This window comes from Sanguibacter keddieii DSM 10542 (genome assembly GCF_000024925.1).
Classification (GTDB): domain Bacteria; phylum Actinomycetota; class Actinomycetes; order Actinomycetales; family Cellulomonadaceae; genus Sanguibacter; species Sanguibacter keddieii.
Window position 1 is genome coordinate 2,027,366 of the sequence record NC_013521.1, and the last position, 23,312, is coordinate 2,050,677.

At 71.9% G+C, this 23,312-nt stretch carries 22 protein-coding genes; 15 read left to right on the plus strand and 7 right to left on the minus strand.

The genetic code is table 11. The features are described from left to right. Nucleotides 1-171: 171 nt before the first annotated feature. Entirely contained in the window at nt 172-2,016 is a 1,845-nt protein-coding gene (locus SKED_RS08925; protein WP_012866816.1) for a DEAD/DEAH box helicase, read from the minus strand. A 240-nt stretch (nt 2,017-2,256) separates the two neighbouring features. On the opposite strand from SKED_RS08925, the gene clsA reads away from it, so the two are divergent. From clsA to SKED_RS08960, 7 genes are all read left to right on the plus strand, one after another. Next, complete coding sequence (gene clsA / locus SKED_RS08930; RefSeq protein ID WP_012866817.1) at nt 2,257-2,994, plus strand: cardiolipin synthase ClsA; 738 nt, start codon at nt 2,257-2,259, stop codon at nt 2,992-2,994. Nucleotides 2,995-3,053: 59 nt separating this feature from the next. Beyond that, the gene (locus SKED_RS08935) at nt 3,054-3,857 is read left to right on the plus strand and encodes a DUF881 domain-containing protein (RefSeq protein ID WP_052293929.1); all 804 of its coding nucleotides are present in this window, start codon (nt 3,054-3,056) and stop codon (nt 3,855-3,857) included. 36 nt (nt 3,858-3,893) lie between these two features. Then, a complete protein-coding gene (locus SKED_RS08940) occupies nt 3,894-4,226 on the plus strand; it encodes a small basic family protein (RefSeq protein WP_012866819.1) in 333 nt (110 codons plus the stop codon). Continuing rightward, nucleotides 4,223-5,533 (plus strand): DUF881 domain-containing protein, encoded by a 1,311-nt coding sequence (locus tag SKED_RS18970; protein WP_012866820.1) that lies wholly within the window; start codon nt 4,223-4,225, stop codon nt 5,531-5,533. The genes SKED_RS08940 and SKED_RS18970 overlap by 4 nt, the downstream gene beginning before the upstream one ends. A 189-nt stretch (nt 5,534-5,722) precedes the next feature. Further along, nucleotides 5,723-6,226: an FHA domain-containing protein gene (locus SKED_RS08950; protein WP_012866821.1), complete on the plus strand. Its 504-nt coding sequence runs from the start codon at nt 5,723-5,725 to the stop codon at nt 6,224-6,226. After that, nucleotides 6,223-6,999 (plus strand): transcriptional regulator FtsR, encoded by a 777-nt coding sequence (gene ftsR, locus SKED_RS08955; protein ID WP_012866822.1) that lies wholly within the window; start codon nt 6,223-6,225, stop codon nt 6,997-6,999. The genes SKED_RS08950 and ftsR overlap by 4 nt, the downstream gene beginning before the upstream one ends. A gap of 218 nt (nt 7,000-7,217) precedes the next feature. Further along, complete coding sequence (locus SKED_RS08960) at nt 7,218-7,796, plus strand: MerR family transcriptional regulator (RefSeq protein ID WP_042438927.1); 579 nt, start codon at nt 7,218-7,220, stop codon at nt 7,794-7,796. Between the two features lie 17 nt (nt 7,797-7,813). On the opposite strand, the gene SKED_RS08965 is transcribed toward SKED_RS08960, so the two are convergent. Further along, the gene (locus SKED_RS08965) at nt 7,814-8,587 is read right to left on the minus strand and encodes a ParA family protein (protein WP_042437906.1); all 774 of its coding nucleotides are present in this window, start codon (nt 8,585-8,587) and stop codon (nt 7,814-7,816) included. 185 nt (nt 8,588-8,772) lie between these two features. Between SKED_RS08965 and SKED_RS08970 the strand changes: the two genes are divergently transcribed. From SKED_RS08970 to SKED_RS08980, 3 genes are all read left to right on the plus strand, one after another. Continuing rightward, the gene (locus SKED_RS08970) at nt 8,773-12,171 is read left to right on the plus strand and encodes a pyruvate carboxylase (protein WP_042438929.1); all 3,399 of its coding nucleotides are present in this window, start codon (nt 8,773-8,775) and stop codon (nt 12,169-12,171) included. 126 nt (nt 12,172-12,297) lie between these two features. After that, nucleotides 12,298-12,597 carry a hypothetical protein gene (locus SKED_RS08975; RefSeq protein ID WP_012866826.1) on the plus strand — a complete coding sequence of 100 codons (300 nt, stop codon included), beginning with the start codon at nt 12,298-12,300 and terminating at the stop codon, nt 12,595-12,597. Nucleotides 12,598-12,661: 64 nt separating this feature from the next. Next, nucleotides 12,662-13,099 (plus strand): SRPBCC family protein, encoded by a 438-nt coding sequence (locus SKED_RS08980; protein WP_012866827.1) that lies wholly within the window; start codon nt 12,662-12,664, stop codon nt 13,097-13,099. 108 nt (nt 13,100-13,207) lie between these two features. Here SKED_RS08980 and SKED_RS08985 read toward each other — a convergent pair whose 3' ends face one another. After that, nucleotides 13,208-14,461, minus strand: a complete 1,254-nt coding sequence (locus tag SKED_RS08985) for a phospholipase D-like domain-containing protein (protein WP_012866828.1) — start codon at nt 14,459-14,461, stop codon at nt 13,208-13,210. A 157-nt stretch (nt 14,462-14,618) separates the two neighbouring features. Here SKED_RS08985 and SKED_RS18975 point away from each other — a divergent pair, with 157 nt between their 5' ends. Next, complete coding sequence (locus SKED_RS18975; RefSeq protein WP_143755701.1) at nt 14,619-15,251, plus strand: hypothetical protein; 633 nt, start codon at nt 14,619-14,621, stop codon at nt 15,249-15,251. 90 nt (nt 15,252-15,341) lie between these two features. Here the strand turns inward: SKED_RS18975 and SKED_RS09000 are convergent, their stop codons facing one another. After that, entirely contained in the window at nt 15,342-16,133 is a 792-nt protein-coding gene (locus SKED_RS09000) for an alpha/beta fold hydrolase (RefSeq protein WP_012866830.1), read from the minus strand. 131 nt (nt 16,134-16,264) lie between these two features. On the opposite strand from SKED_RS09000, the gene SKED_RS09005 reads away from it, so the two are divergent. The 3 genes from SKED_RS09005 to SKED_RS09015 all read left to right on the plus strand — a co-directional run bounded on the left by SKED_RS09005 (nt 16,265) and on the right by SKED_RS09015 (nt 18,173). Continuing rightward, entirely contained in the window at nt 16,265-17,002 is a 738-nt protein-coding gene (locus SKED_RS09005; RefSeq protein WP_012866831.1) for a hypothetical protein, read from the plus strand. Next, nucleotides 16,999-17,235: a helix-turn-helix domain-containing protein gene (locus SKED_RS09010; protein WP_012866832.1), complete on the plus strand. Its 237-nt coding sequence runs from the start codon at nt 16,999-17,001 to the stop codon at nt 17,233-17,235. Before SKED_RS09005 ends, SKED_RS09010 begins: the two co-directional genes overlap by 4 nt. 86 nt (nt 17,236-17,321) lie before the next feature. After that, the gene (locus tag SKED_RS09015; protein ID WP_012866833.1) at nt 17,322-18,173 is read left to right on the plus strand and encodes a CPBP family intramembrane glutamic endopeptidase; all 852 of its coding nucleotides are present in this window, start codon (nt 17,322-17,324) and stop codon (nt 18,171-18,173) included. Nucleotides 18,174-18,247: 74 nt separating this feature from the next. Here SKED_RS09015 and SKED_RS09020 read toward each other — a convergent pair whose 3' ends face one another. The 3 genes from SKED_RS09020 to SKED_RS09030 all read right to left on the minus strand — a co-directional run bounded on the left by SKED_RS09020 (nt 18,248) and on the right by SKED_RS09030 (nt 21,873). Further along, on the minus strand, nt 18,248-18,760 hold the full coding sequence (locus SKED_RS09020) for a hypothetical protein (RefSeq protein WP_012866834.1): 513 nt from the start codon (nt 18,758-18,760) through the stop codon (nt 18,248-18,250). Between the two features lie 29 nt (nt 18,761-18,789). Next, on the minus strand, nt 18,790-21,177 hold the full coding sequence (locus tag SKED_RS09025; RefSeq protein ID WP_012866835.1) for an ATP-binding cassette domain-containing protein: 2,388 nt from the start codon (nt 21,175-21,177) through the stop codon (nt 18,790-18,792). Between the two features lie 150 nt (nt 21,178-21,327). Continuing rightward, nucleotides 21,328-21,873, minus strand: a complete 546-nt coding sequence (locus SKED_RS09030) for a TetR/AcrR family transcriptional regulator (protein WP_012866836.1) — start codon at nt 21,871-21,873, stop codon at nt 21,328-21,330. A gap of 67 nt (nt 21,874-21,940) precedes the next feature. On the opposite strand from SKED_RS09030, the gene SKED_RS09035 reads away from it, so the two are divergent. Beyond that, the gene (locus SKED_RS09035) at nt 21,941-23,185 is read left to right on the plus strand and encodes an MFS transporter (protein WP_012866837.1); all 1,245 of its coding nucleotides are present in this window, start codon (nt 21,941-21,943) and stop codon (nt 23,183-23,185) included. Nucleotides 23,186-23,312 lie beyond the last annotated feature (127 nt).

Consider the following 23,312-nt stretch of genomic DNA (forward strand, 5'->3'; position numbering starts at 1 on the left):
CCACCAGCCTGGTGACGCCGCACCAGGCGCGCACCGCACCACGGTCGTCCACCGGCACAGCAGCGCAGACGACACGAGCCGCCTCCCTGGTCAGGGAGGCGGCTCGTGTCATGAGCGGCGCTGCTGCGACCGGTCAGCCCCGTGGGGGACCGGTCGCTGCGTCAGCAGGCGTCAGTAGCGTGCTTCGGTGCGCGGCTTGCGGTCGAAGCGCTCCTCGCGACGACCGGCAGGTGCACCGCCGGCACGCGGGGTGCGGGTCGGCGCGGGGCCGTCGTCGAGCTTGATGCGCAGCGCCTTGCCGGCGACGCGTGCCCGCGAGATCTTGTCGATCGTCTCGGAGTCGAGCGGTGCGCTGATGTCGACGAGCGAGAAGGACGGGAAGATGTCGATCTTGCCGAGGTCCTTGCCCGAGAGGCCACCCTCGTTGGTGAGGGCGCCGACGATGCCGCTCGGCTGGGCGCCGTGCGTGTGGCCGACCGAGAGGCGGTAGCGGGTCCCGGTCGACTCGCGGCGGACGCCTCGTGACGGGCGGTCGTTGTCGCGACGCTCGCGGGGGGCGCGGTCGTCGTCACGACGCTTGCGGGCGTCGCGGGCCTCGGCGCGCTGCGCCTCGAAGGCTGCCTCTTCCTCACGGGCCTGGGGGCCGTCGTCACCGACGGCGAGGGCTGCGAGGATCGCGGCGAGCTCGGCCGGGTCGGTGCCGTGCGTGTCGAGGTGGGTGCGGACGAGGTCCGTGTACATCGACAGGCGACCGGCGTCACGACGGGCGTCGACGCGTCCGAGGAGCGTGGCGACCTTGTGGGCCGAGACGTCGGCGGGCGACGGGATCTCGATCTCGACGAGCTGCTGGCGGATGGTGCGCTCGATCTGCTTGAGGCGTCCGCGCTCGTTCGGGGTGACGAAGGACAGTGCGACACCGGTGCGCCCGGCACGGCCGGTGCGGCCGATGCGGTGGACGTAGGCCTCGGGCTCGCCCGGGATGTCGAAGTTCACGACGAGACCGATGCGGTCGACGTCGAGGCCACGGGCGGCCACGTCGGTCGCGACGAGGACGTCGAGGGCGCCGGCGCGCAGGCGCTCGACGATCTTCTCGCGGTCCTTCTGCGCGACGTCACCGGAGATGGTCGCGGCCGAGATGCCACGCTCGATGAGCGCAGAGCCGACCTCTTCTGCGGCGCCACGGGTGCGGCAGAAGACGATCGCGGCGTCGGCGTCGGAGGTGGCGAGCACGCGGGTCAGCGAGCCGACCTTGTGGCGGAACGGCACCACGGCGTACTGCTGGGTGACCGAGGTGACGGTCGAGGACTGGCGCGACACGGCGATCTCGACCGGCTGGCGCATGTGGTGCTGCGCGACGCGGCGGATCTGCGGGGGCATGGTCGCGGAGAACAGGGCGACCTGACGCTCGGTCGGCGCGGCGCCGAAGATCTTCTCGACGTCCTCGGCGAAGCCCATGCGGAGCATCTCGTCGGCCTCGTCGAGGACGAGGAAGCGGATGTCGCCGAGCTTGAGGGTGCCGCGCTCGAGGTGGTCGATCACGCGGCCGGGGGTGCCGACGACGATCTGCGCACCGCGGGAGAGGGCGCGGGCCTGGGGCGGGTAGGGGGAGCCACCGTAGACGGGGACGACCTCGATGCCCGGGAGGTGCTTGGCGAAGGTCTCGATGGCCTCGGCGACCTGCATGGCGAGCTCGCGGGTCGGGGCCAGGACGAGGGCCTGGGTGCGGCGGAGCTCGGGGTCGACGGCGGCGAGCATCGGGAGGCCGAAGGCCGCGGTCTTGCCGGTACCGGTCTGCGCGACGCCGGTGATGTCGTTGCCGGCGAGGAGGGCGGGGATCGCCTTCTCCTGGATGGTCGACGGGACGGTGAAGCCCAGGTCGAGCACGGCGGAGAGGAGCTCGGCCGGCAGGCCCAGGTCCGCGAAGGTGATGGCCTCGGCGACGGGCGAGGTGGCGACCGTGTTCTCGGTGGGGGTGTTCTGGGCGCGCTCGGGCGCAGTGGTGTCAAGAGACGTCATGAAGGGATACAACCGTTCAGTGGTGTGGGGGAAGCGGAGGTCAGCTCGACCTGTCGATCTGGAGTCGCAATCCCGAAACACACACACTGGGCCGTCACCGGCCACTGACACACGCACACGCGGGACCCGCGACACACTCCGAGGGATGTCTCCACAATACGCCTGTGCTGGGTGCCGAGGCCAGCGACCTGCGCGGTGACCTCGACCACAAGGGTCGGGAGGGCGTCGTCACACCATAGGATGTCGGCAAGCAGCACGACGCACGGTGAGGGGCAGGCAGCGGTGGCCGAGGTGAACGAGCAGCAGGTGAGCACCCGGGTGCTCACCGTCCCCAACCTCATCAGCCTGCTGCGCCTGGCGCTGGTCCCCGTCTTCGCGGTCCTCATCATCACCGAGCGTGACGTCGCCGCGCTGCTCGTGCTGGCTTTCTCGGGGTTCACCGACTGGCTCGACGGCGTCGCGGCCCGCCGCATGAACCAGGTGTCGAAGCTCGGCCAGGTCCTCGACCCCGCCGCCGACCGCCTGTTCATCCTCGTGACCCTGGTGACGCTCGCCTGGCGCGACGTGGTCCCGCTCTGGCTCGTGGTCCTCATCCTGTCGCGCGACGTGCTCATGGCCCTGCTGGTGCCGACGCTCAACCGCCTCGGGTACGGCCCGCTGCCGGTGAACTTCCTCGGCAAGGCCGCCACCTTCGCGCTGCTCTACGCCTTCCCGCTCCTGCTCCTCGCGGAGATGTCCGGGGCCGTCGGGGCTGTCGCGCACGCGTCCGGGTGGGCCTTCGCCTGGTGGGGCGTCGGCCTGTACTGGGCCTCGGGTGCGCTCTACGTCGCCCAGACGCGCGACCTCGTCCGCGAGCACCGGGCCGCCGCCCACGAGGACCGCGCCGCCCACGAGCACCCCGCCGGGCACGAGCCCGCTACCTCTCCGTCGGCCTCTGCCCCGACCCTCTCCTCCGACGACGCGCGGGCCCCGCAGTGACGCCGGGCCACCACGTCGACGAGCCCACCCTGAGGTCCAGGCCGCCGGTCGACGCGTCGATGACGCTCCTCAACGAGGTGATGCACCGTCCCCTCGACGCCGGGTACGCCGAGGCAGCGGCCCGCAAGGAGCGAGGGGAGGCCCCGCGTCGCACCGTGACGGGCGTCGTCGCCCTCCTGGTGCTCGCCGTGGTGCTCGGCCTGGTCACCGTGAGCGCCGCCCGCCAGCTCCGCGCGCCCCAGCCCGGTGTGGTCGCCGCCCGCGAGCTCCTCGTCGACGAGATCGTCAGCCGGCGTGCGCAGCTCGCCGAGCGGACGCAGACCAACGCCGACCTCCAGGCGTCGATCGACGGTCTGCGCGACGAGGCGCTGGCCTCCACCGACCCCGACTCCGTCGCCCAGCTCACCGAGGACGGGCTGTCCAACGGCACGATCGCGGCGCGCGGCCCCGGGATCGTCGTCAAGGTCGAGAACGGCCCGCGCGCCGACGAGGAGCCGGCGGCGCTCGTGCAGGACTCCGACCTGCAGATGCTCGTCAACGCCCTGTGGGCCTCCGGCGCCGAGGCGATCGCGGTCAACGACCAGCGGCTGACCTCGACGACCGCGATCCGCAGCGCTGGCAGCGCGATCCTCGTCGACCTCGTCGGGGTGAGCGCGCCCTACGAGGTCGTGGCCATCGGCGGGAAGAACGACCTGGAGACCGGGCTCGCACGGTCCTCTGCCGCGCGGCAGCTGAGCGCCCTGGGGTCGCAGTACGGGATCAAGACGAGCGTGTCGACGCGTGACGAGATGACCGTCCCCGCCGGGCCGACCCGTGTCCTGTTCTCCGCGGGACCGGTCGGCAAGGATAATGGCGAGGGTTGAGGTGCTGGTGATGACTACTGGGTGGGAGCGTGACACGTGATTCCGGTCTTCGGTCTGCTGATCGGAGTGGTGGCCGGGCTGCTCCTGGAGCCCACCGTCCCCGTCTACCTCCAGCCGTACCTGCCGATCGCCGTCGTGGCGGCGCTCGACGCGCTCTTCGGAGGTCTGCGCGCGCTCCTGGACGGGATGTTCGACGACAAGGTGTTCCTCGTGTCGTTCCTCTCGAACGTCGTCGTGGCGGCCCTGATCGTGTTCCTCGGTGACCAGCTGGGCGTGGGGACGCAGCTGTCGACCGGCGTCGTCGTCGTGCTCGGCATCCGGATCTTCTCGAACGCGGCGGCGATCCGCCGCCACCTGTTCAAGGCATGAGCAGCGTGCCCCGCACCCCCGACGAGCCCCGTGACCAGCCGTCCGACGACCAGGTGACGGGCGACCAGGTGACGGGCGACGAGCCCCAGGGAGAGGGCACCCAGATCGTGGACCCACAGGTCGACGAGGCGCCGGCGACCCCAGAGGAGCCCGCCGCCCGGCCGCCGTCGATCCCGGTCGGCTCTGCCGCGCCGAGGCCGCGCTCCGAGACCCACCCGGACACCGACGAGATCGAGGTCGTCCTCCCGCTGAGCGTCGTGCGCGTCGTCCCGGGGGTGCCGTCCGGGTCCGACGGCTCGGCGCGCCCGACCGGGTCCCGTCCCGCCCCCGGCGAGCGCCCCGACACCGGACGCCCTGCACGCGCCCCGCGCCCCGCGCCGTCCAGCCGGCCGGGACCACCTGCGCGCCCCTCGGCCACCGGAGGAGTCCAGCCTGGCGTCAGCGCAGCGACCGACGGCACCGGGTCGAAGACCACCGGACCCCAGGGCACGGGCACCGACGGCTCCGCGACGACCGCCGCTGCCACCGGCACGACCTCCTCCACGCCGCCCCGGACGCCCGAGGAGGCCCGCCGTGCGGCGCGCGCCGCGATGAGCCCGGGCCAGCGCTTCCGCTCGGCCTTCCGGCCGCGGATGACGCGTGCCCAGGGGCTCGCGGCCGTGCTGTGCGCCGTCCTCGGCTTCGCGCTCGTGGTCCAGCTCCAGCAGAACCAGCAGGACGAGTTCTCCGGGCTCCGCCAGTCCGACCTCGTCCGCATCCTCGACGACGTGAGCAAGCGCTCCGACAGCCTCGAGCGCGAGGCGACGTCCCTGCGCGAGTCGGAGTTCGAGCTGCGCTCGGGCAGCGACTCCCAGCAGGCTGCCCTCGAGCTCGCCGAGAAGAACGCGGAGATCCAGGGCATCCTCTCCGGGCGCCTGCCGGCCGAGGGGCCGGGGCTCGAGCTGCAGATCGTGCAGGGGGACAGCCCGATCTCTGCGGCGCGGCTGTTCAACGTGCTCGAGGAGCTCCGCAACGCCGGCGCCGAGGCGATCGACGTCAACGGCATCCGGATGGTCACGTCCAGCCACTTCGAGGACACCGGGACGGGGGTGTCCATCGACGGCATCGTGGTGTCCCCGCCCTACCGGTGGACGGTCATCGGCGACCCGCAGACCCTCGAGCCCGCGATGGCGATCCCCGGCGGCGCGGTGGCCTCGATCACCACGAGCGGGGGCCGGACGACCATCGAGCAGAAGGAGCTCGTCCAGATCCGCTCGGTCCGCGACCCGTCCGAACCGCGCTTCGCGACACCGGCGACCGACCAGTGACCTGCGCACGAGGATTCCTCGTGCGCAGCCGGTGCGCAGGACCAGGGAAACGGCCCTCGGCCGCTCAGGTGGTTTCGCCACCAGTGCTGAGCATCTAAGGTTGTGCAGATCAGATGCCTGCCGGGGGCGGCGGGCCAGCAGTCCAGAGAGCCCGCGGGAGCCCGTGGGACCACGCGATCAGGAGGCGACATGAGTAGCAGCACTGAAGTCCCCGGGGACCAGCCGGACCAGGCGCGTGCTGCTGCCCTGCACGCTCTCGGCGACACCACCATCAGCTTCGGCAGCATCGGTCAGGACGACGTCGCGACGGCGCCGGGCCTCACCGCGGAGGAGCAGGCGGCCGTGGCCGCACTGCCGCGCACCTCGGCGCTCCTGGTGATGCGTCGCGGTCAGAGCGGCGGCTCGCGGTTCCTCCTCGACGCGGACCGCACCGTCGCGGGCCGCAGCGAGTCGTCGGACATCTTCCTCGACGACGTGACGGTCTCGCGCAAGCACGCCGAGTTCATCCGTGAGCTCGACGACTTCAAGGTCCGCGACATCGGCTCGCTCAACGGGACCTACGTCAACCGGACCCGGATCGACTCGACGCTGCTCAAGGCGGGGGACGAGGTCCAGATCGGCAAGTACCGGATGCTCTTCTACCCGAGCCCGCGCCAGCACGAGGCGCCGGTGGACGGACCGGTCGCCGGGTGAGCGCAGCGCGCTCCTCCCCGGACGCCGCGTCCGGCACGCCCGAGGGCGAGCCGGACGCCGTCACGGACACCTGGCCGCACGGCATCTCGCGCGACGCGACGATGCGGATCTCGGACGTGCTCGCGAGCCTGCGCCTGGAGTTCCCGGCGATCAGCCACTCCAAGCTGCGGTTCCTCGAGGAGCAGGGCCTGGTCGAGCCGGTCCGGACCGCGTCCGGGTACCGCAAGTACAGCCCGGCGGACGTCGAGCGCCTGCGGTTCGTGCTCATCGAGCAGCGTGACCGCTACCTCCCGCTCAAGGTCATCAAGGACAAGCTCAGCGCCCTCGACGACGGTGTGGCGAGCAGCGACCGGCCGCTCATCCCGCGCCTGGTGGCCCGGGGCGGCGAGACCGCGTCGTCAGGACGCGGACCGTCGACGTCGGACCTGCTCGCCGCCGAGTGCGGCGTCCCCGTCGCGCTCGTCGAGGAGCTCGTGAACGCCGGGGTGCTGCGGCCCGACCCGACCGGACGCTTCGACGCGTTCGCGCGCGACGTCGTCGAGCTGGCCGCCCAGCTCGGGGTCTACGGCATCGAGGCCCGTCACCTGCGGACGCTCCGCTCGGCCGCCGACAGGCACGTGACGCTCGTGGACCAGGTGGTCTCGCCGCTGCGCGGGCAGCAGTCTCCTGCCGCCCGCGGCCAGGCGCAGGCGACGGCGTCGGAGCTCGGCGAGCTCATGGCTCGCCTGCACACCGTGTGGGTGCGGCAGGGCATCGACGACCTCCCGCGCTGACGTCGGACGACACGCCAGAAGTCGAGCGTCGACGGTCGTTGACCCGGTGACCCGGGAGCCCTAGCGTGAGCATGGTCATCCACACCCCGGGTGCGCGGCGGACACGTCCCGCCGACGACATCTGGGAGGCCCGTCGCACGACGGAGCAGCACCGGCGCAAGACGTCGGGGAGCAGCTCCGGGCGCGGGTCCGCTGGAGGCATCGAGACGGAGGCAGCTGTGAGCGGAACCGGTCGTGACGGTGTTCCTGGTGGGACGCCTGCTACCCGACGCACGCAGGGCCTCCTGTTCGACGAGGACCTGCCGGACCTCGACGAGTCCATCGGCTACCGCGGGCCCACGGCCTGCCGTGCCGCCGGCATCACCTACCGTCAGCTCGACTACTGGGCACGGACCGGCCTGGTCGAGCCCACGGTCCGCCCGGCGACCGGCTCGGGCACGCACCGTCTCTACAGCTTCCGGGACGTCCTCGTCCTCAAGGTCGTCAAGCGCCTCCTCGACACCGGCGTCTCGCTCCAGCAGATCCGCACCGCGGTGATGCACCTGCGCGAGCGCGGCGTCGACGACCTCGCCCAGATCACGCTCATGAGCGACGGCGCCTCGGTCTACGAGTGCACGTCGGCCGACGAGGTCATCGACCTCGTCCAGGGCGGGCAGGGAGTCTTCGGCATCGCCGTCGGACGTGTCTGGCGCGAGGTCGAGGGCACCCTCGCCACGCTGCCCACCGAGCGTCTCGACGCCGGACCTGCGGTCGCCGACGAGCTGTCGGCCCGCCGTCAGGCACGCACCGCCGGCTGAGGCGCCTCCTCAGACCTTCAGGTCTCGGACATCGCGCGCACCGCCCGCGCGAGCAGGGCGTCGAAGCCCTCGGCGAGCTCGGTGGCCGACGCCCCGGGCCAGTCGTGGATCGCCCGACCGGCTCCCTGCGCCTGCTGCATCGCCGCACGCTCGGGGATCACGGGGGAGAGGATCAGCGGACCGAACATGCCCTCGAGCTCCTGCTGACGGTAGGTCTGCTCGGAGGAGCGTGCCCGGACCCGGTTGACGACCACGCCGAGCGGCTGCAGCGCGGGTGCCGGTCCACGGCGGAGCGTGTCGATCGCCTGGAAGGCCCTCGCGGCCGCCGTGACCGAGAAGAGCCCGGGCTCGGTGACCACCAGGGCACGGGAGCAGGCGGTGAGGCCCTGGCGGGTGAGGCCGCCGAGCGACGGCGGGCAGTCGACGAGCACGAGGTCGTACTCGTCGAGGGTGCTGAGCGCCGTCGAGAGGTTGTGCAGGCGGTGCTCGTAGGTAGGACCGTCGTGCCGGACGGAGTCCGCGGAGCCCATGAGGACCTCGAGGAGGTCGGGGTCCCAGGACGACGCGGCGATCGCGGAGTCCACGACGTACCGGGCCGGGTTGTCGAGGACCGCGGCGACGTCCTGCGCGGCAGCGCCGGTGGCGCCGAGCGCGAGCGTCGTGTCCGCCTGGGGGTCGAGGTCGACGACGAGGGTTCGCATCCCCGCGGTCATGGCGGCAGAGGCGAGACCCAGGGTGACGGACGTCTTGCCGACGCCGCCCTTCAGACTGCAGACTCCGAGCACTGGCACGGGGGCAACTGTAGCGTTTCGCCAGGCTCGGACGAAAGGCCCTCTCACGACCTGGCAGGCCTGCCACCAGGCACGATCACCGTGCCGGCGGTCCGCGGTCCGGAAGCGGCCCACCGCGGGCAGCGGTCCGTGGGAGGATCGGCCCAGCCGTCCAGGCTCTCGACCCCGACCGATGGGATGTGCGCGTGTTCGCCAAGGTGCTGGTTGCCAACCGAGCAGAGATCGCTGTGCGCGCCTTCCGCGCGGCCTACGAGATGGGCGCGCGGACCGTCGCCGTCTTCCCGCAGGAGGACCGCAACTCCGAGCACCGGCTCAAGGCCGACGAGTCATACCTCATCGGCGAGGAGGGGCACCCCGTGCGCGCCTACCTCGACATCGACGAGATCATCCGTGTGGCCAAGGGCGCAGGGGCGGACGCGGTCTACCCGGGCTACGGCTTCCTGTCCGAGAACCCGGACCTGGCCCGCGCCTGCGTCGAGGCCGACCTGACCTTCATCGGGCCGCCGGCCGAGGTGCTCGAGCTCGCGGGCAACAAGGTCCGGGCGCTCAAGGCCGCTCGCGAGGCCGGCATCCCGGTCCTCGAGTCGAGCGAGCCGTCGGCCGACCTCGACGAGCTGGTCGAGGCCGCGGACCGCATCGGCTTCCCGATCTTCGCGAAGGCCGTGGCCGGTGGTGGTGGCCGCGGCATGCGCCGGGTCGACCGCCGCGAGGACCTGCGGGAGGCGCTGCAGGCCGCGATGCGCGAGGCGGACAGCGCCTTCGGCGACCCGACCATGTTCCTCGAGCAGGCCGTCCTGCGGCCGCGGCACATCGAGGTGCAGATCCTCGCCGACGGCAGCGGTGAGGTGGTCCACCTCTTCGAGCGCGACTGCTCGGTCCAGCGTCGGCACCAGAAGGTCATCGAGATCGCCCCGGCGCCGAACCTCGACCCCGCGATCCGCGACGCGCTGTGCGCCGACGCGGTGAGGTTCGCCCGCGCCATCGGCTACCAGAACGCCGGGACCGTCGAGTTCCTGGTCGACACGGTGGGGGAGCGCGCCGGGCAGCACGTGTTCATCGAGATGAACCCCCGCATCCAGGTCGAGCACACGGTGACCGAGGAGGTCACCGACATCGACCTCGTCTCCTCGCAGATGCGGATCGCCGCGGGGGAGACCCTCGCCGACCTCGGCATCCGGCAGGAGGACGTCCGGGTCAACGGCGCGGCGCTGCAGACGCGCATCACGACCGAGGACCCGGCCAACGGGTTCCGTCCCGACACGGGCCGCATCGTGGCCTACCGGTCACCGGGTGGCGCGGGCGTGCGGCTGGACGGCGCCACCGCCACGGCGGGCTCAGAGATCACCGGCCACTTCGACTCGATGCTCGTCAAGCTCACCTGCCGCGGCCGTGACTACCCGACGGCGGTGCGTCGTGCCCGGCGTGCACTGGCAGAGTTCCGCATCCGCGGTATCCGCACCAACATCCCCTTCTTGCAGGCTGTCCTCGCCGACGAGGCCTTCGTGGCCGGTGACGTGTCGACGTCGTTCATCGACGAGCGCCCCGAGCTGCTCTCCGCGCGGGAGAGCGCGGACCGCGGGACCCGGCTGCTGACCTTCCTGGGCGACGTGGTCGTCAACCAGCCGCACGGTCCCGGGACGGGAGCGATCGAGCCGCGGCACAAGCTGCCGACCGTCGACGTCGCCGCCCCGGCACGTCCGGGGAGCAGGCAGCGGCTGCTCGAGGTGGGTCCGGAGGCCTTCGCGCGGGAGCTGCGCGAGCAGACCGCGGTGGCCGTCACCGACACGACCTTCCGTGACGCGCACCAGTCGTTGCTGGCGACGCGGGTGCGCACCCACGACCTCGAGGTGGTCGCGCCGTACGTCGCGCGGCTGACTCCTGAGCTGCTCTCGGTCGAGGCCTGGGGCGGTGCGACCTACGACGTCGCGCTGCGGTTCCTCGGCGAGGACCCGTGGGTCCGGCTGGCCAAGCTGCGGGCGGCGCTGCCCAACGTCGCGATCCAGATGCTGCTGCGCGGGCGCAACACCGTGGGCTACACGCCGTACCCGACCGAGGTCACCGAGGCCTTCGTCCGGGAGGCCACCGCGACGGGCGTCGACATCTTCCGGATCTTCGACGCGCTCAACGACGTGGAGCAGATGGCGCCCGCGATCGCCGCGGTCCGAGCGACTGGGACTGCTGTCGCGGAGGTGGCGCTCTGCTACACCGGCAACCTGCTGGATCCCGCCGAGGACCTCTACACGCTGGACTACTACCTCGGGCTGGCGGACCGCATCGTCGCGGCCGGGGCGCACGTCCTGGCGATCAAGGACATGGCGGGCCTGCTGCGTCCGGCCGCCGCGAAGGTCTTGGTGACCGCGCTGCGCGAGCGCTTCGACCTGCCGGTCCACCTGCACACGCACGACACGACCGGTGGTCAGATGGCCACGCTGCTCGCAGCGGTCGAGGCCGGGGTGGACGCGGTCGACGTGGCCAGCGCCGCGATGGCCGGGACCACGAGCCAGCCGTCGATGTCGGCCCTCGTGGCCGGGCTCGAGCACACCCCTCGGGACACCGGTCTGTCGCTCGCCGCGGTCTGCGACCTGGAGCCGTACTGGGAGGCCGTCCGCCGCCTCTACGCGCCGTTCGAGTCTGGCCTGGCCGGGCCGACGGGGCGCGTCTACACGCACGAGATCCCCGGGGGCCAGCTGTCCAACCTGCGCCAGCAGGCGATCGCGCTCGGCCTGGGGGACAGGTTCGAGCAGATCGAGTCGACCTACGCGGCCGCCGACCGGATCCTCGGGCGCCTGGTCAAGGTCACCCCGTCGTCGAAGGTCGTGGGCGACCTCGCGCTGCAGCTCGTGGCGCGCGGAGCGGACCCGGCGGACTTCGCCGAGAACCCGCAGGACTACGACATCCCCGACTCGGTCGTCGCGTTCCTCGGCGGAGAGCTCGGTGACCCGCCCGGCGGCTGGCCGGAGCCCTTCCGCAGCAAGGCGCTGGCCGGGCGCTCGGTGCGTGCCGGGGTGACGCCGCTGTCCGACGACGACCTCGCCGCGCTGTCCGGAGAGTCCAGGGAGCGCCGGGACAGGCTGAACCACCTGCTGTTCGCCGGTCCTGCCAAGGAGTACGCCGCCACGCGGGCTGCGTACGGCGACGTGTCCGTCCTCGAGACGAGCACCTACCTGCACGGTCTCCAGCGCGGCGAGGAGGTCGAGATCGCCCTGGAGCGCGGCGTGCGCCTGCTCGTCGGGCTCGAGGCCGTGGGCGAGCCTGACCTGCGGGGCATGCGCAGCGTGATGTTCACGCTCAACGGGCAGATCCGCCCGATCTCCGTGCGCGACCGCAGCATCGAGGTCTCCGGGGCCGTGGCCGACAAGGCGGACCCGCAGGTCCCCGGGCAGGTCGCCGCACCGTTCGCGGGGGCAGTGACACCGGTGGTCGCCGAGGGCGAGCGGGTCGAGGCCGGGCAGACCGTCGCGACGGTCGAGGCCATGAAGATGGAGGCCGCGATCACCACCCCGGTCGCAGGCGTGGTGCAGCGGCTCGCGATCGCCGGCGTCCAGCAGCTCGAGGGCGGCGACCTGGTGCTGGTGGTCGGCTGAGGGCGCAGGTCGTGGGTCGTGGTTCGAGGTGCTCTGCCGGCCGGTCCTCGGTGACCGGCCTCCGGGTGCGCGGGGCCTCCACGGTGCCTACCGTGGAGGCCTGGCCCACCGAACGAGGAGATCACCATGAGCACGACCCCCGGACCTGACCCCGTCGACCTCGTCGACGGCGACGCACTCCACGGCTCGCCCGTGCACTCCGACCCCGTGCACCGCGAGCCCGAGGTGGGGGAGCCCGAGGTCACGGAGCCCGCGGCCGACGAGCGCGTCGACGGGCTCGACGACACCGGCGAGGCACGGGCTCACGCCGCGGCCGAGGCGCTGCGTGCCGAGCACCCGGAGTTCGACGAGGTGCCGCTCCTCGAGGACGACGAGACCGTCCCACCGAGGCCCGAGGAAGACGTCGCCGACGCCGACCGGGTCTGAGGCTCACCGCTGAGACCGACCTCCGCACACGCGAGCACCGCACCCCAGCACGAGGAGAGCGACGATGTCTGGAACGCTGACGATCACCCGCACCTTCCCCGCACCGCCTGATGCGGTCTTCGCGGCCTGGACCACCCCGGAGCACTTCGCCGTGTGGTTCGGGACCGATGCCGTCGAGGTCCCGCTCGAGACGCTCGCCATGGACGTGCGTCCCGGTGGGACGTGGTCGGCGGTGATGCACCTGCCCGAGGACGGGCCGCAGATCCACTGGGAGGGCGAGTTCGTCGAGGTCGACTCGCCGCAGCGCCTGGTGATGACCATGACAGACCAGCCCGGGACGGATCCCGGTGCCCCGATCACGGTCGACCTGCTGGCTGTCGACGGCGGCACCGAGATGATCTTCACGCAGGTCGCCGAGGGTTTCTCGGAGGACCAGCTGGCGCAGCTCGGCAAGGGCTGGCGCGGCTTCTTCGACACCATGGAGCGCCTCGTCACCACCTGAGCACCAGGATCACGCTGCCGGCGCCGCCCTCAGGGGAGGTGCCGGCAGCGTGCTGCCACGGTGCTGGGACGTCAGACGGCGTGTCGCCGAGCGGTCAGAGCAGGGCCCTCAGAGCAGCGGGCTCAGCGGGGTGAGCAGCAGCTCGCCGATCTTGGCGACGGGGGAGCGGGCCTCCCACTCGTCGAGGTGGAGCTCGCGGCAGTTGGTGAGGTCGAGCGTGAAGATGTCTTCCATCTGCGCGGCGATGCCCTCGTCGTAGATCGCCATGTTGATCTCGTAGTTGCCGGTGAGGCTGAGCCGGTCGATGTTCGCGGTCCCGATGGTCGTCCAGCGTCCGTCGACCGTGGCGGTCTTGGCGTGGACCATGGCGTTGCGGTACAGCCAGATGGTGACGCCGGCGCGGAGCATCTGCGAGTAGAGCCCACGCGAGAGCCAGTCGGTAAGGACGTGGTTGGAGGCCTCGGGCACGATGAGCCGCACGTCCACCCCACGACGCGCGGCAGCGACGAGCACCTCGAGGAGCTCGCGGTCCGGGATGAAGTAAGCCTGCGTGAGGTAGATGTGGCTCGTGGCGCGGCGGAAGGCCTCGAGGTACAGGTTGCGGATGGGGTAGACGCGGCGCGCCGGGGCGTTGCGGGCGGCCTGGAAGCCGGGGACCCAGGTGATGGTGCCGGGGGAGTCGATCGACGGGTGGTGGCGGCGCCGGTTGAGGTTCCAGAAGTCGATGAAGGCGCTCGAGAGCTCCCACACGGCGGTGCCGGTGACGCGCAGGTGCGTGTCGCGCCACTGCGTCGCGTAGAGGGTGCCGATGTTGTAGCCGCCGACGAACCCGACCTCGTCGTCGACGACGAGGATCTTGCGGTGGTCTCGACCCGTGTGCTTGAGGTCCATGAGGAGGACCTGCGGCCGGAAGAGCGGGTACTCGAGGACGTGGATGCCCTCGGGGAACCTGAAGAAGGACCGGGGGACCACGGCGTTGGCGAAGCCGTCGTACACGACGAAGACCTCGACGCCGCGCTCGGAGGCGGCGATCAGCGCGTCCTTGAACTGGCGGCCGACCTCGTCGCCCTTCCAGATGTACGTCTCGATGAAGATCCGCTCGGTGGCGCCCTCGATGGCCTCGAGCATCGCGGCGTAGAGGTCCTCGCCGAAGGTGTAGATCGTCGTGCCGGTCGTCTCGACCGTGGAGCTCACGGGCTTGGCGTGGGGGAACACCGCCTTGCGCGACTTCTTGCGCTTGGACCAGTGGTCGAGCGCGACGACGCCGCCGGCCACGACGAAGGGGGTGACGGCGGAGAGCACGATGGCTCGCTTGAGCGTCTTCTGCGCAAATCGGATCGCGGTGTGCTCGAGGTCTTCCACAGCACGACCATAGACGGCACCACGGTGTTCGGCCTGGTGACGCGCTGATCTGGCATCATCGAGGGCCGTGGCGCGCCGCCACGAGGGACCGGTCCGAGGGGGACGCACAGTGACGCGAGACCAGCCCGCACCGAGCGTCGGGCCGGAGGGCCCGGAGGTGAGCGCCTTCACGACGTCGACGCACGAGGTGACGGCCCGGGTCTTCGTCCCGCTCGTGGGGGAGCGGGAGAGCAGGTGGCCCTGGGGACCGCTCGTCGCGGAAACGACGGCGCTCTCGGGCTCGCCGGCGCCGGTCCGGCCCCTGTCGTCCACGCAGCGGTGGTCGGACCTGTCGGTCGACCTGCAGGCCCTGGGGCGAGAGGGCCTGGACGTCTCCCGCGCGACACCGGGCCGCACGTTCTGCGTGGCGCTCGCCTCGGTGCTCGCTCGCGGGCAGGACGCGGCAGCGGAGTGCTCGTTCTTCCTCTGGCCGGGCTACGCGGGCGAGACGGACGGTCTCGAGCCGGTCGTCGTCCCGACGGCCCTGGAAGAGCTGAGCCGCCGCGAGGGCGGTCTGGTGCTGCACCGGGCGCCGGTGTCGTGGCTCGGCGACCGGACGGCGGACGACGAGCACCGGAGGCTGCCGGTGTTCGTGTGGCCGGCGGACGGGTCGTTCTTGCTCGCGTGCCCGGTCTACCACGACTCGCTCTACGTCTCGTGCAGCGCGCAGCTCGTCGAGGACCTGCGTGCAGCCGGCTTCGAGGTCGAGGTGATCGCCCGGGACATCGAGGTGCCGGGAGAGGGCGACTGAGTGACGAGCGGGGCTGCTCCACCGCCGTAATGTCATAACGTACATTATCGGCGTTAGACGGAAGTGGCGGAGCGGGGCTCCAGAAGGGGTTCAGCCGCCGTGGTGAGACCCGTGCTCTACAGCCGTGGCGAGCCATCCGCTGAGGATGCCGCTGAGAGCAGCCGGTGTCTCGTGCGGCAGCGCGTGCCCGGCGCCGTCGACGACGGCGAGCGTCACGTGCGCGTACCTGTCGAGCAGGTCGACCGCCGCGGCGTACCCGACGGTCGAGTCCTGACGTCCGGCGACCACGAGCACCGGACCGTCGTACGCGTCGTCTGTCGGCTCGAGCTCCCAGTGCTGCCCGATGCGCTCGGCGGTGACGAGGTCTGCAGCGGCGACGCCGGGTGCGACCGCCTGCTGGTACCGCTCGAGCATCTCGGGCGTCTGGACCACGAAGTAATCCCGGAACTCCGGGTCTCCCAGGTCTTCGTCGGCCACGACCGGTCGGTGCGGCGGGACGTCGCGTGTCCCCGCCAGCAGCGGGCACACGAGGACGAGCCCGTCGACGCGCTCCGGCGCCCGGTCGGCGACGGCCTGCGCGTAGTAAGCGCCTGCAGAGTGCCCAGCGAGGACCAGTCCCCTCTCCCCCGCGACCTCGTCGATCAGCGCGAAAAGGACATCGAGGACGTCCTCGGCGCTGCTGACCGTCTCCGCCGTCCGGGTGAGGCCCGCTCCAGGGAGGTCCGGGTAGATCCTCCGCAACCCGCCGTGAGCCTCGAGAGCAGGCTCGAGGGCGGCGGCGGCCTCGCGGTGGTCGACGCCCGCGCCGTGCAGCACCAGAACCGGCCGACCGCTGCCGTGCTCGACGTAATGCACCCGCGTGCCGCCAGCGTCGATCTCCATACCTCGAGCCTACGACCGGAAGCAGGACGGAAGGGTCGGCCGGGTGAAACAGGCTGTGTCGGCTCGAGCGAGACCCATCGACTGTCGATATGCCAGGCACGAGCACGTCGAGGACCACCAGGGAGACCACCATGACCGCACAGCAGTCTCACGCACGTCCCGAGGCGCCGCCGAGGACCGCAGGGGCGACTGTCGCCGTCGCGGCCGCGACGGTACTCGGGTGGGCGCTGATCCTCGGTGGCATCGTCTCCGCAGGGCTCGCCGCCACGGGCGCGCTGGCTCATCCGGTGCCCGTCTCCCTGGCCGCCGGGGCACCGGCGGTCACCGAGCGCGTCCTCCCTTGCGTCGACGGAGAGATCGTGCCGGGCGACGGGTGCGGGCCGAGTGCCGCGTCGAGCGAGTGGCCGGCAGCACTGCCGCTCCCCGTCCACCGCGCGGGAGGGCTCGATGCCGAGTCCACGGGCCTCTCCCCCGTGATGTCGGTGCTCGCCGCGGCTCCGGTCTGGACCGGCCTGGCTGCGGCAGGGGCCGTCGTGCTGCTCCTCGTCCCGGTGCTGCGCTCGACCGCGACCGGACGCCCGGCGCGTCACGGCACCGCCCGGCCGCTCGGCATCGCCGCGGCGGTCGTCGCCGTGGGGTGGGCGGTCAGCACGGTCGCCCCGCTCCTCGTAGCACCGACGGTCCTGGAGCACCTGGTCGCCGTCGGGGGCGTCGGGGAACCCGAGCCCCACGGCATCCCGACCGGCTGGCTGGAGCCCGCCCTGCACGTCGTGTGGTGGCCGGCCCTCGTGGTCGTGCTCCTGGGTGCGCTCGCCGCGGCCTCTGCGCGCGGTGAACGACTCGCCGCCGACTCTGCAGGGCTCGTGTGAGCAGCGAGGCGGCGCCGCACCGCGTCGTGTGCCGTCTCGACGAGCTGCTCGCGGACCGTGGTCTCACCCTCGTCCAGCTCGCCGCTGCCACGAGGGTGACGGTGGCGAACCTGTCTGTCCTCAAGAATGACCGCGCACGTGCCGTGCGGTTCTCGACGCTCACCGCGGTGTGCGATGCGCTCGGGTGTCAGCCTGGGGATCTTCTCGTGGTCGTGCCGGAGCCGCGAGTGTGAGGCGTAGAGCGCTTCACCGGCTCGCGGCCCGGTCCGGCCTGCCGCTCAGCGGGCGGCTGCCACGCCCTCGTGGCACTCTGTCGCAGGTGACGACGCACAGCGCTCCCCCCGCTGCCACGACCGACCGAGCCCCGTGGGCGGTCGGGTCTCCGGCCCGCCTGCTGGCCGCGCTCCTCGTCTGCGGGTCGGCGGTGCTGCTGTTCGCGGTCCACGAGCGACCGCTCGGCTACGTGCCCCTGGTGCTGGGGATCGCCCTGGGGCTGGCGGTCGACCGGGCCCTGGGCCGCGACCTCGCGCTGATCGGGCTCGGCATGGGCATCATCTCGGCCATCTCGCTCGAGGCGGACCTCAGCGACGGCGGGATGCTGCGCTTCACGGTGGCGCTGTCCCTCGCGGTGCTGGTGCCGTGGTTCCTGTCCCGGAAGGTCTTCGGTCAGCGCTCCATCACCTTCCCGGTCGCGACCGGGCGCCGTTGGACCCGGACCCAGGTCGTCTACCTCGTGGCGGTCGTCGTCATCGGGTATCTCATCCTGCCGCCGTACTTCATCGGGTCCGGGGCGTACCAGAACTGGCCCGACCTCGACGGCAACCAGGACATCGCCCGGCTGTTCGTCGGCGTGAACGCCGTGGGGATCTGGGACGAGCTGTTCTTCATCTGCACGGTCTTCGCGCTGCTCCGGGCGCACTTCGGCCTGTGGACCGCGAACGTGCTGCAGTCCGTGGTGTTCGTGTCGTTCCTCTGGGAGCTCGGCTACCGCGAGTGGGGCCCGGCCCTCACCGTGCCCTTCGCCCTCGTGCAGGGGTGGATCTTCGCCAAGAGCGCGTCCCTCACCTACGTCGTGGCCGTCCACCTGCTCTTCGACCTCGTCGTCTTCGGCGTGCTCGTCCACGCGCACCACCCCGAGCTGCTCGACGTGTTCCTCACCTCGCCGCGCTGACCTGGGCCCAGCCCTCGCGCTGTCACCGCCCCGAGCAGGCACCAGGTCGACGACACGACAGGCCGCTCGACGCGTCAGCCGCCAGGGCACCCACCCTCGCCGCTGCGGCAGGTCGGCTGGTCGGTGGCGGGAGTCGCCGGCTGCTCCGGCAGGTCGACCTGCCAGACGTCGAGAGCAGCTCCGACCACGAGCACCGCGCCGACACCGGCCACGAGGACCACGACGCCGACGACGACGGCCAGACGGTCCCGTGCGGCGACCGCTACCGCGGTACCGAGGGTGGCCAGGAGGAGCCCTCCGGCCGCCTGACCCGGGAGCTCCCGCGTCGCCTCGCCGGACGACCGCAGCGGCTGTCCGTAGAGGTCACCGGTGATCAGCACGTTCGACACGAAGAGCCCTGCGACCCGGAAGCCGCCGATGGCGATCGCCACGACCGCGAGGACCAGGGCCACGTCTCTCACCCGTCCCGGCGTCGCCAACCGCCTCGTCGAGGCACGGCGACGCGACGTGCGCACGCTGCCGTCCTGGGCGTCCTGGGCGTCCTGGGCGTCCTGGGCGTCCTGGGCGTCGCCCTCGATCTTCGCCATCCACTCCCCCTCGCGCGGTGGCCCCTCCCTCATGTGCCCTGCACGTACTCCGCGAGGTGCTCCCCCGTGAGCGTCGAGCGCTGCGCGACGAGGTCGGCCGGGGTGCCCTGGAACACGACCTTGCCGCCGTCGTGCCCGGCGCCCGGACCGAGGTCGATGATCCAGTCGGCGTGCGCCATGACGGCCTGGTGGTGCTCCACCACGATCACGGACCTCCCGGAGTCGACGAGGCGGTCGAGCAGCCCGAGGAGCTGCTCGACGTCGGCCAGGTGCAGGCCGGTGGTGGGCTCGTCGAGGACGTACACGTCGCCCTTCTCCGCCATGTGCGTCGCCAGCTTGAGGCGCTGGCGCTCGCCGCCGGACAGCGTGGTCAGCGGCTGCCCGAGGCGTAGGTAGCCCAGGCCCACGTCGACCAGCCGCACGAGGACGGCGTGCGCCGCGGGGGTGCGGGCGTCGCCCGCACCGAAGAACTCCTCGGCCTCGGCGACGGACATGGCGAGCACCTCGCTGATGTCGCGCCCACCGAGGTGGTACTCGAGGACCGACGCCTGGAACCGCTTGCCCTCGCACACCTCGCAGGGCGACGAGACGCTCGCCATGACACCGAGGTCGGTGTAGATCACCCCGTTGCCGTTGCACACCGGGCAGGCGCCCTCGGAGTTCGCGCTGAACAGCGCCGGCTTGACCCCGTTGGCCTTGGCGAAGGCCTTGCGGATCGGCTCCAGCAGACCCGTGTACGTCGCCGGGTTGCTGCGGCGCGACCCGCGGATCGTCGCCTGGTCGATCGAGACGACCCCCGCACCGTGCGGGATCGACCCGTGCACCAGCGAGCTCTTCCCCGACCCGGCGACACCGGTCACCACGACGAGCACGCCGAGCGGGATGTCCACGTCGACACCCGTGAGGTTGTTGGCGGTCGCGCCCCGGATCTCGATCGCCCCCCGGTGCGGACGGACCGAGTCCTTCACCCGCGACCTGTCGTCGAGGTGGCGCCCGGTGAGCGTGCCGCTCGACCGGAGACCCTCGACGGTGCCCTCGTAGCAGATCTCCCCGCCCGCGGTCCCGGCGCCGGGACCGATGTCGACGACGTGGTCGGCGATCGTGATCATCTCCGGCTTGTGCTCGACGACGAGCACCGTGTTGCCCTTGTCGCGCAGCTGCAGCAGCAGCCGGTTCATGCGCTGGATGTCGTGCGGGTGCAGCCCGATGGTGGGCTCGTCGAACACGTACGTCACGTCGGTCAGGGAGGAGCCGAGGTGGCGGATCATCTTGGTGCGCTGCGCCTCTCCCCCGGACAGCGTCCCCGCCGGCCGGTCGAGTGACAGGTACCCGAGACCGATCTCGACGAAGGAGTCCAGCGTGTCGCGCAGCGCGTCGAGCAGCGGCGTCATCGACGGCTCCTCGAGGCCCGTGACCCAGGTCGCGAGGTCGCTGATCTGCATCGAGCACGCCTCGGCGATGTTCAGCCCGTGCACCCGCGAGGACCGGGCACCCTCGTTGAGACGCGTGCCCTGGCAGTCCGGGCAGGTGGTGAAGGTGACCGCCCGGTCGACGAAGGCCCGGATGTGCGGCTGCATCGCCTCGCGGTCCTTCGACAGGAAGGACTTCTGCACCTTGGGCACCAGGCCCTCGTACGTCATGTTGATGTCGCCGACCTTGACCTTGACCGGCTCCTTGTAGAGGAACGCGTCCCGCTCCTTCGCGGTGTAGTCGCGGATCGCCTTGTCCGGGTCGAGGAACCCCGACCCGGTGAAGATCTTCACGCCCCACCCGTCCGCCGTGTAGCCCGGGATGGTCAGCGCCCCCTCCGAGAGGGACTTCGAGTCGTCGAAGAGCTGCGTGAGGTCGATGTCGTTGACCGTCCCCATGCCCTCGCACCGTGAGCACTGCCCGCCGGTGACCGTGAAGCTGCGCCGCTCCTTGATGGTCCGGCCGGCCTTCTCGGTCGTCACGGCACCCGCACCGCTGATCGAGGCGACGTTGAAGGAGAAGGCCTGCGGCGACCCGACGTACGGCTCACCGAGCCGGCTGAACACGATGCGCAGCATCGCGTTGACGTCCGTCGCCGTGCCCACCGTCGACCGCGAGTTCGCGCCCATGCGCTCCTGGTCGACGATGATCGCCGTGGTGAGCCCCTCCAGCAGGTCGACGTCCGGCCGCGCCTGGCTCGGCATGAACCCCTGCAGGAACGCGCTGTAGGTCTCGTTGATCATCCGCTGCGACTCGGCCGCGATGGTCGCGAACACCAGAGAGCTCTTGCCCGAGCCCGACACCCCCGTGAACACCGAGAGGCGTCGCTTGGGCAGGTCCAGGCTCACGTCCTGGAGGTTGTTCTCCCGCGCGCCCCGCACCCGGATGAGGTCGTGCGTGTCGGCAGCGTGCAGCCCTGTGCTGGCGCCCGTGGTCCTGGTGCTCATGGTCGTCCCGTCTGTCGTGCGTCCGGCGCGCTCGCGGACGCGCTCCGGACGGGCGGTACCTGCGAGAGGTATGGCTGATTCTGAGGCAGAGCCGTTCTCCGGCACAAGGCCACGCGCGCGGGCGCGAACCGCAGTGCGGTACCTCGCCCGTCAGCCGTCGGTGCGGCAGATCGCGTCGATCGCCCGCACGGTCACGGCCGGGTCGTGCTCCTCGGTGTCGAGGGCGCTGTGGATGGTGAGCCCCTCGATGAGGGCGTCGAGCCGTCGGGCCACCTCGGGCGTGAAGTGCCGCTCGAGCGCGGCGCGGCTGCGGGCCATCCAGGCGCGGGTGATGGAGCGGTAGCCGGCCTGGCGGGCGGCGAGGGTGTAGAGCTCGTGGGTCAGCACGAGCTCGCGCTGCGACTGCACCAGGTCGTCGAGGATGAGGGTCGCCACCGCCTGCTTGGCCTCGTCGAAGGTCGTCGCCGCGACCAGGCGCGCCTCGAAGCGGTCGGCCACCGACTCGGAGAACCGGGTGAACGCCTCGTGCAGCAGCTCGTCCATGTCGGTGAAGTGGTAGGTCATCGACCCGAGGGGGACGTCGGCCCGCGCCGCGATGCGCCGTGCCGAGATGCCGGCGACCCCGAGCTCGGCGACCGCCTCGACCGTGACGTCGATGATGCGGTCGCGTCTCGTCGGGTCGAATCGCCTGGGCATCCGCCCATCCTCTCAGACCTCGGACCACCGCCCGGGCCACCCGGGCCTCAGCAGTACGATCGTACGCATGCACACCACCCCCGTCGCCGGGCGCCAGCCCTTCGCCCCGGCGCTGCGCACGCGCCGCACGGCCATCTTCGTCTTCATGCTCGTGGTCGGCGTGTCCATGGCCTCGTGGGTGGTCCGCACCCCGGCGGTCCGGGACCTCCTCGACGCGTCGACGGGGCAGATGGGCCTCGTCCTCTTCGGGCTCTCCGTCGGGTCGATGACCGGTGTCCTCTCGTCTGCGTCGGTGGTCCGCGCGCACGGGGCACGGCTGACCATCGCGATCGGCGGGACGAGCCTCGTCACGGGCCTCGCCCTGGTGGGCGTCGCCTCGAGCCTGGGCCTGACGGCTGGCGTCTTCGTCGGCCTCGCCCTGGTGGGCGGAGGCGTCGGGATGTCGGAGATCGCGATCAACATCGAGGGTGCCGCGGTCGAGAACGCCTCTGGACGGTCCGTGCTGCCCATGCTCCACGGCTGCTACAGCCTCGGCACGGTCCTCGGCGCGAGCCTGGGGATCGCACTGACCGCGATGTCCTTCCCGGTCGTCTGGCACCTCGTGGCCGTCGCCGTCGCCGGGACGGCCGCCGCACTCTGGGCGGTGCCCCAGATCCCCGCCGAGACCGGCCTCGCGCGCAAGGGCAGCGCCACGTCCTCCACCTGGCGCGAGCAGCTCTCGGTGTGGAAGCAGAGCCGCATCCTCATGCTCGGGCTCATCGTGCTCGCCCTGGCCCTCGCGGAGGGGTCGGCCAGCGACTGGCTCCCCCTGCTCATGGTCGACGGGCACGGCATGTCCGAGACCCTCGGGTCGGTGATCTTCACGGGCTTCGCGGCTGCCATGACCATCGGGCGCTTCTCCGGAGAGCCGCTCCTCGCGCGCTTCGGCAACGTCGCCGTCCTGCGGGTCAGCGCCCTCGTCTCGGCCGCCGGGATCGCCCTGGTCGTCTTCGCCGACAACGTGGTGGTCGCCGGCTGCGCCGTCATCCTCTGGGGCCTCGGGGCCGCGCTCGGGTTCCCGGTCACCCTCTCGGCCGCCGGGGACAGCGACGACCCGACCTCGTCGGTCGCGGCGGTCGCGACCGCCGGATACGTCGCCTTCCTCGTCGGCCCGCCGCTGCTCGGGTTCCTCGGCGAGCACTACGGCCTGCGCGGCGCCATGGTCGTGGTGCTCGTGGTCGTGGCCCTCGCGTCGCTGCTCACCTCGGCAGCCCGCCCGCGCGCCGAGCGCGCCTCCTCCCCCGCGACCTCGGGCGACACGCCCTCGGCCTGACGCCACCTCGGGCTGGTGCCGCTCTGCCCGGCAGCCCTCTTCCCGAGCGCCACGGTCTCTCGCTAGCATCCTCTGGGCACCGGCCTGCCGGCGCCTGACCAGCACCTTCACCCTCATCAGCACCGAC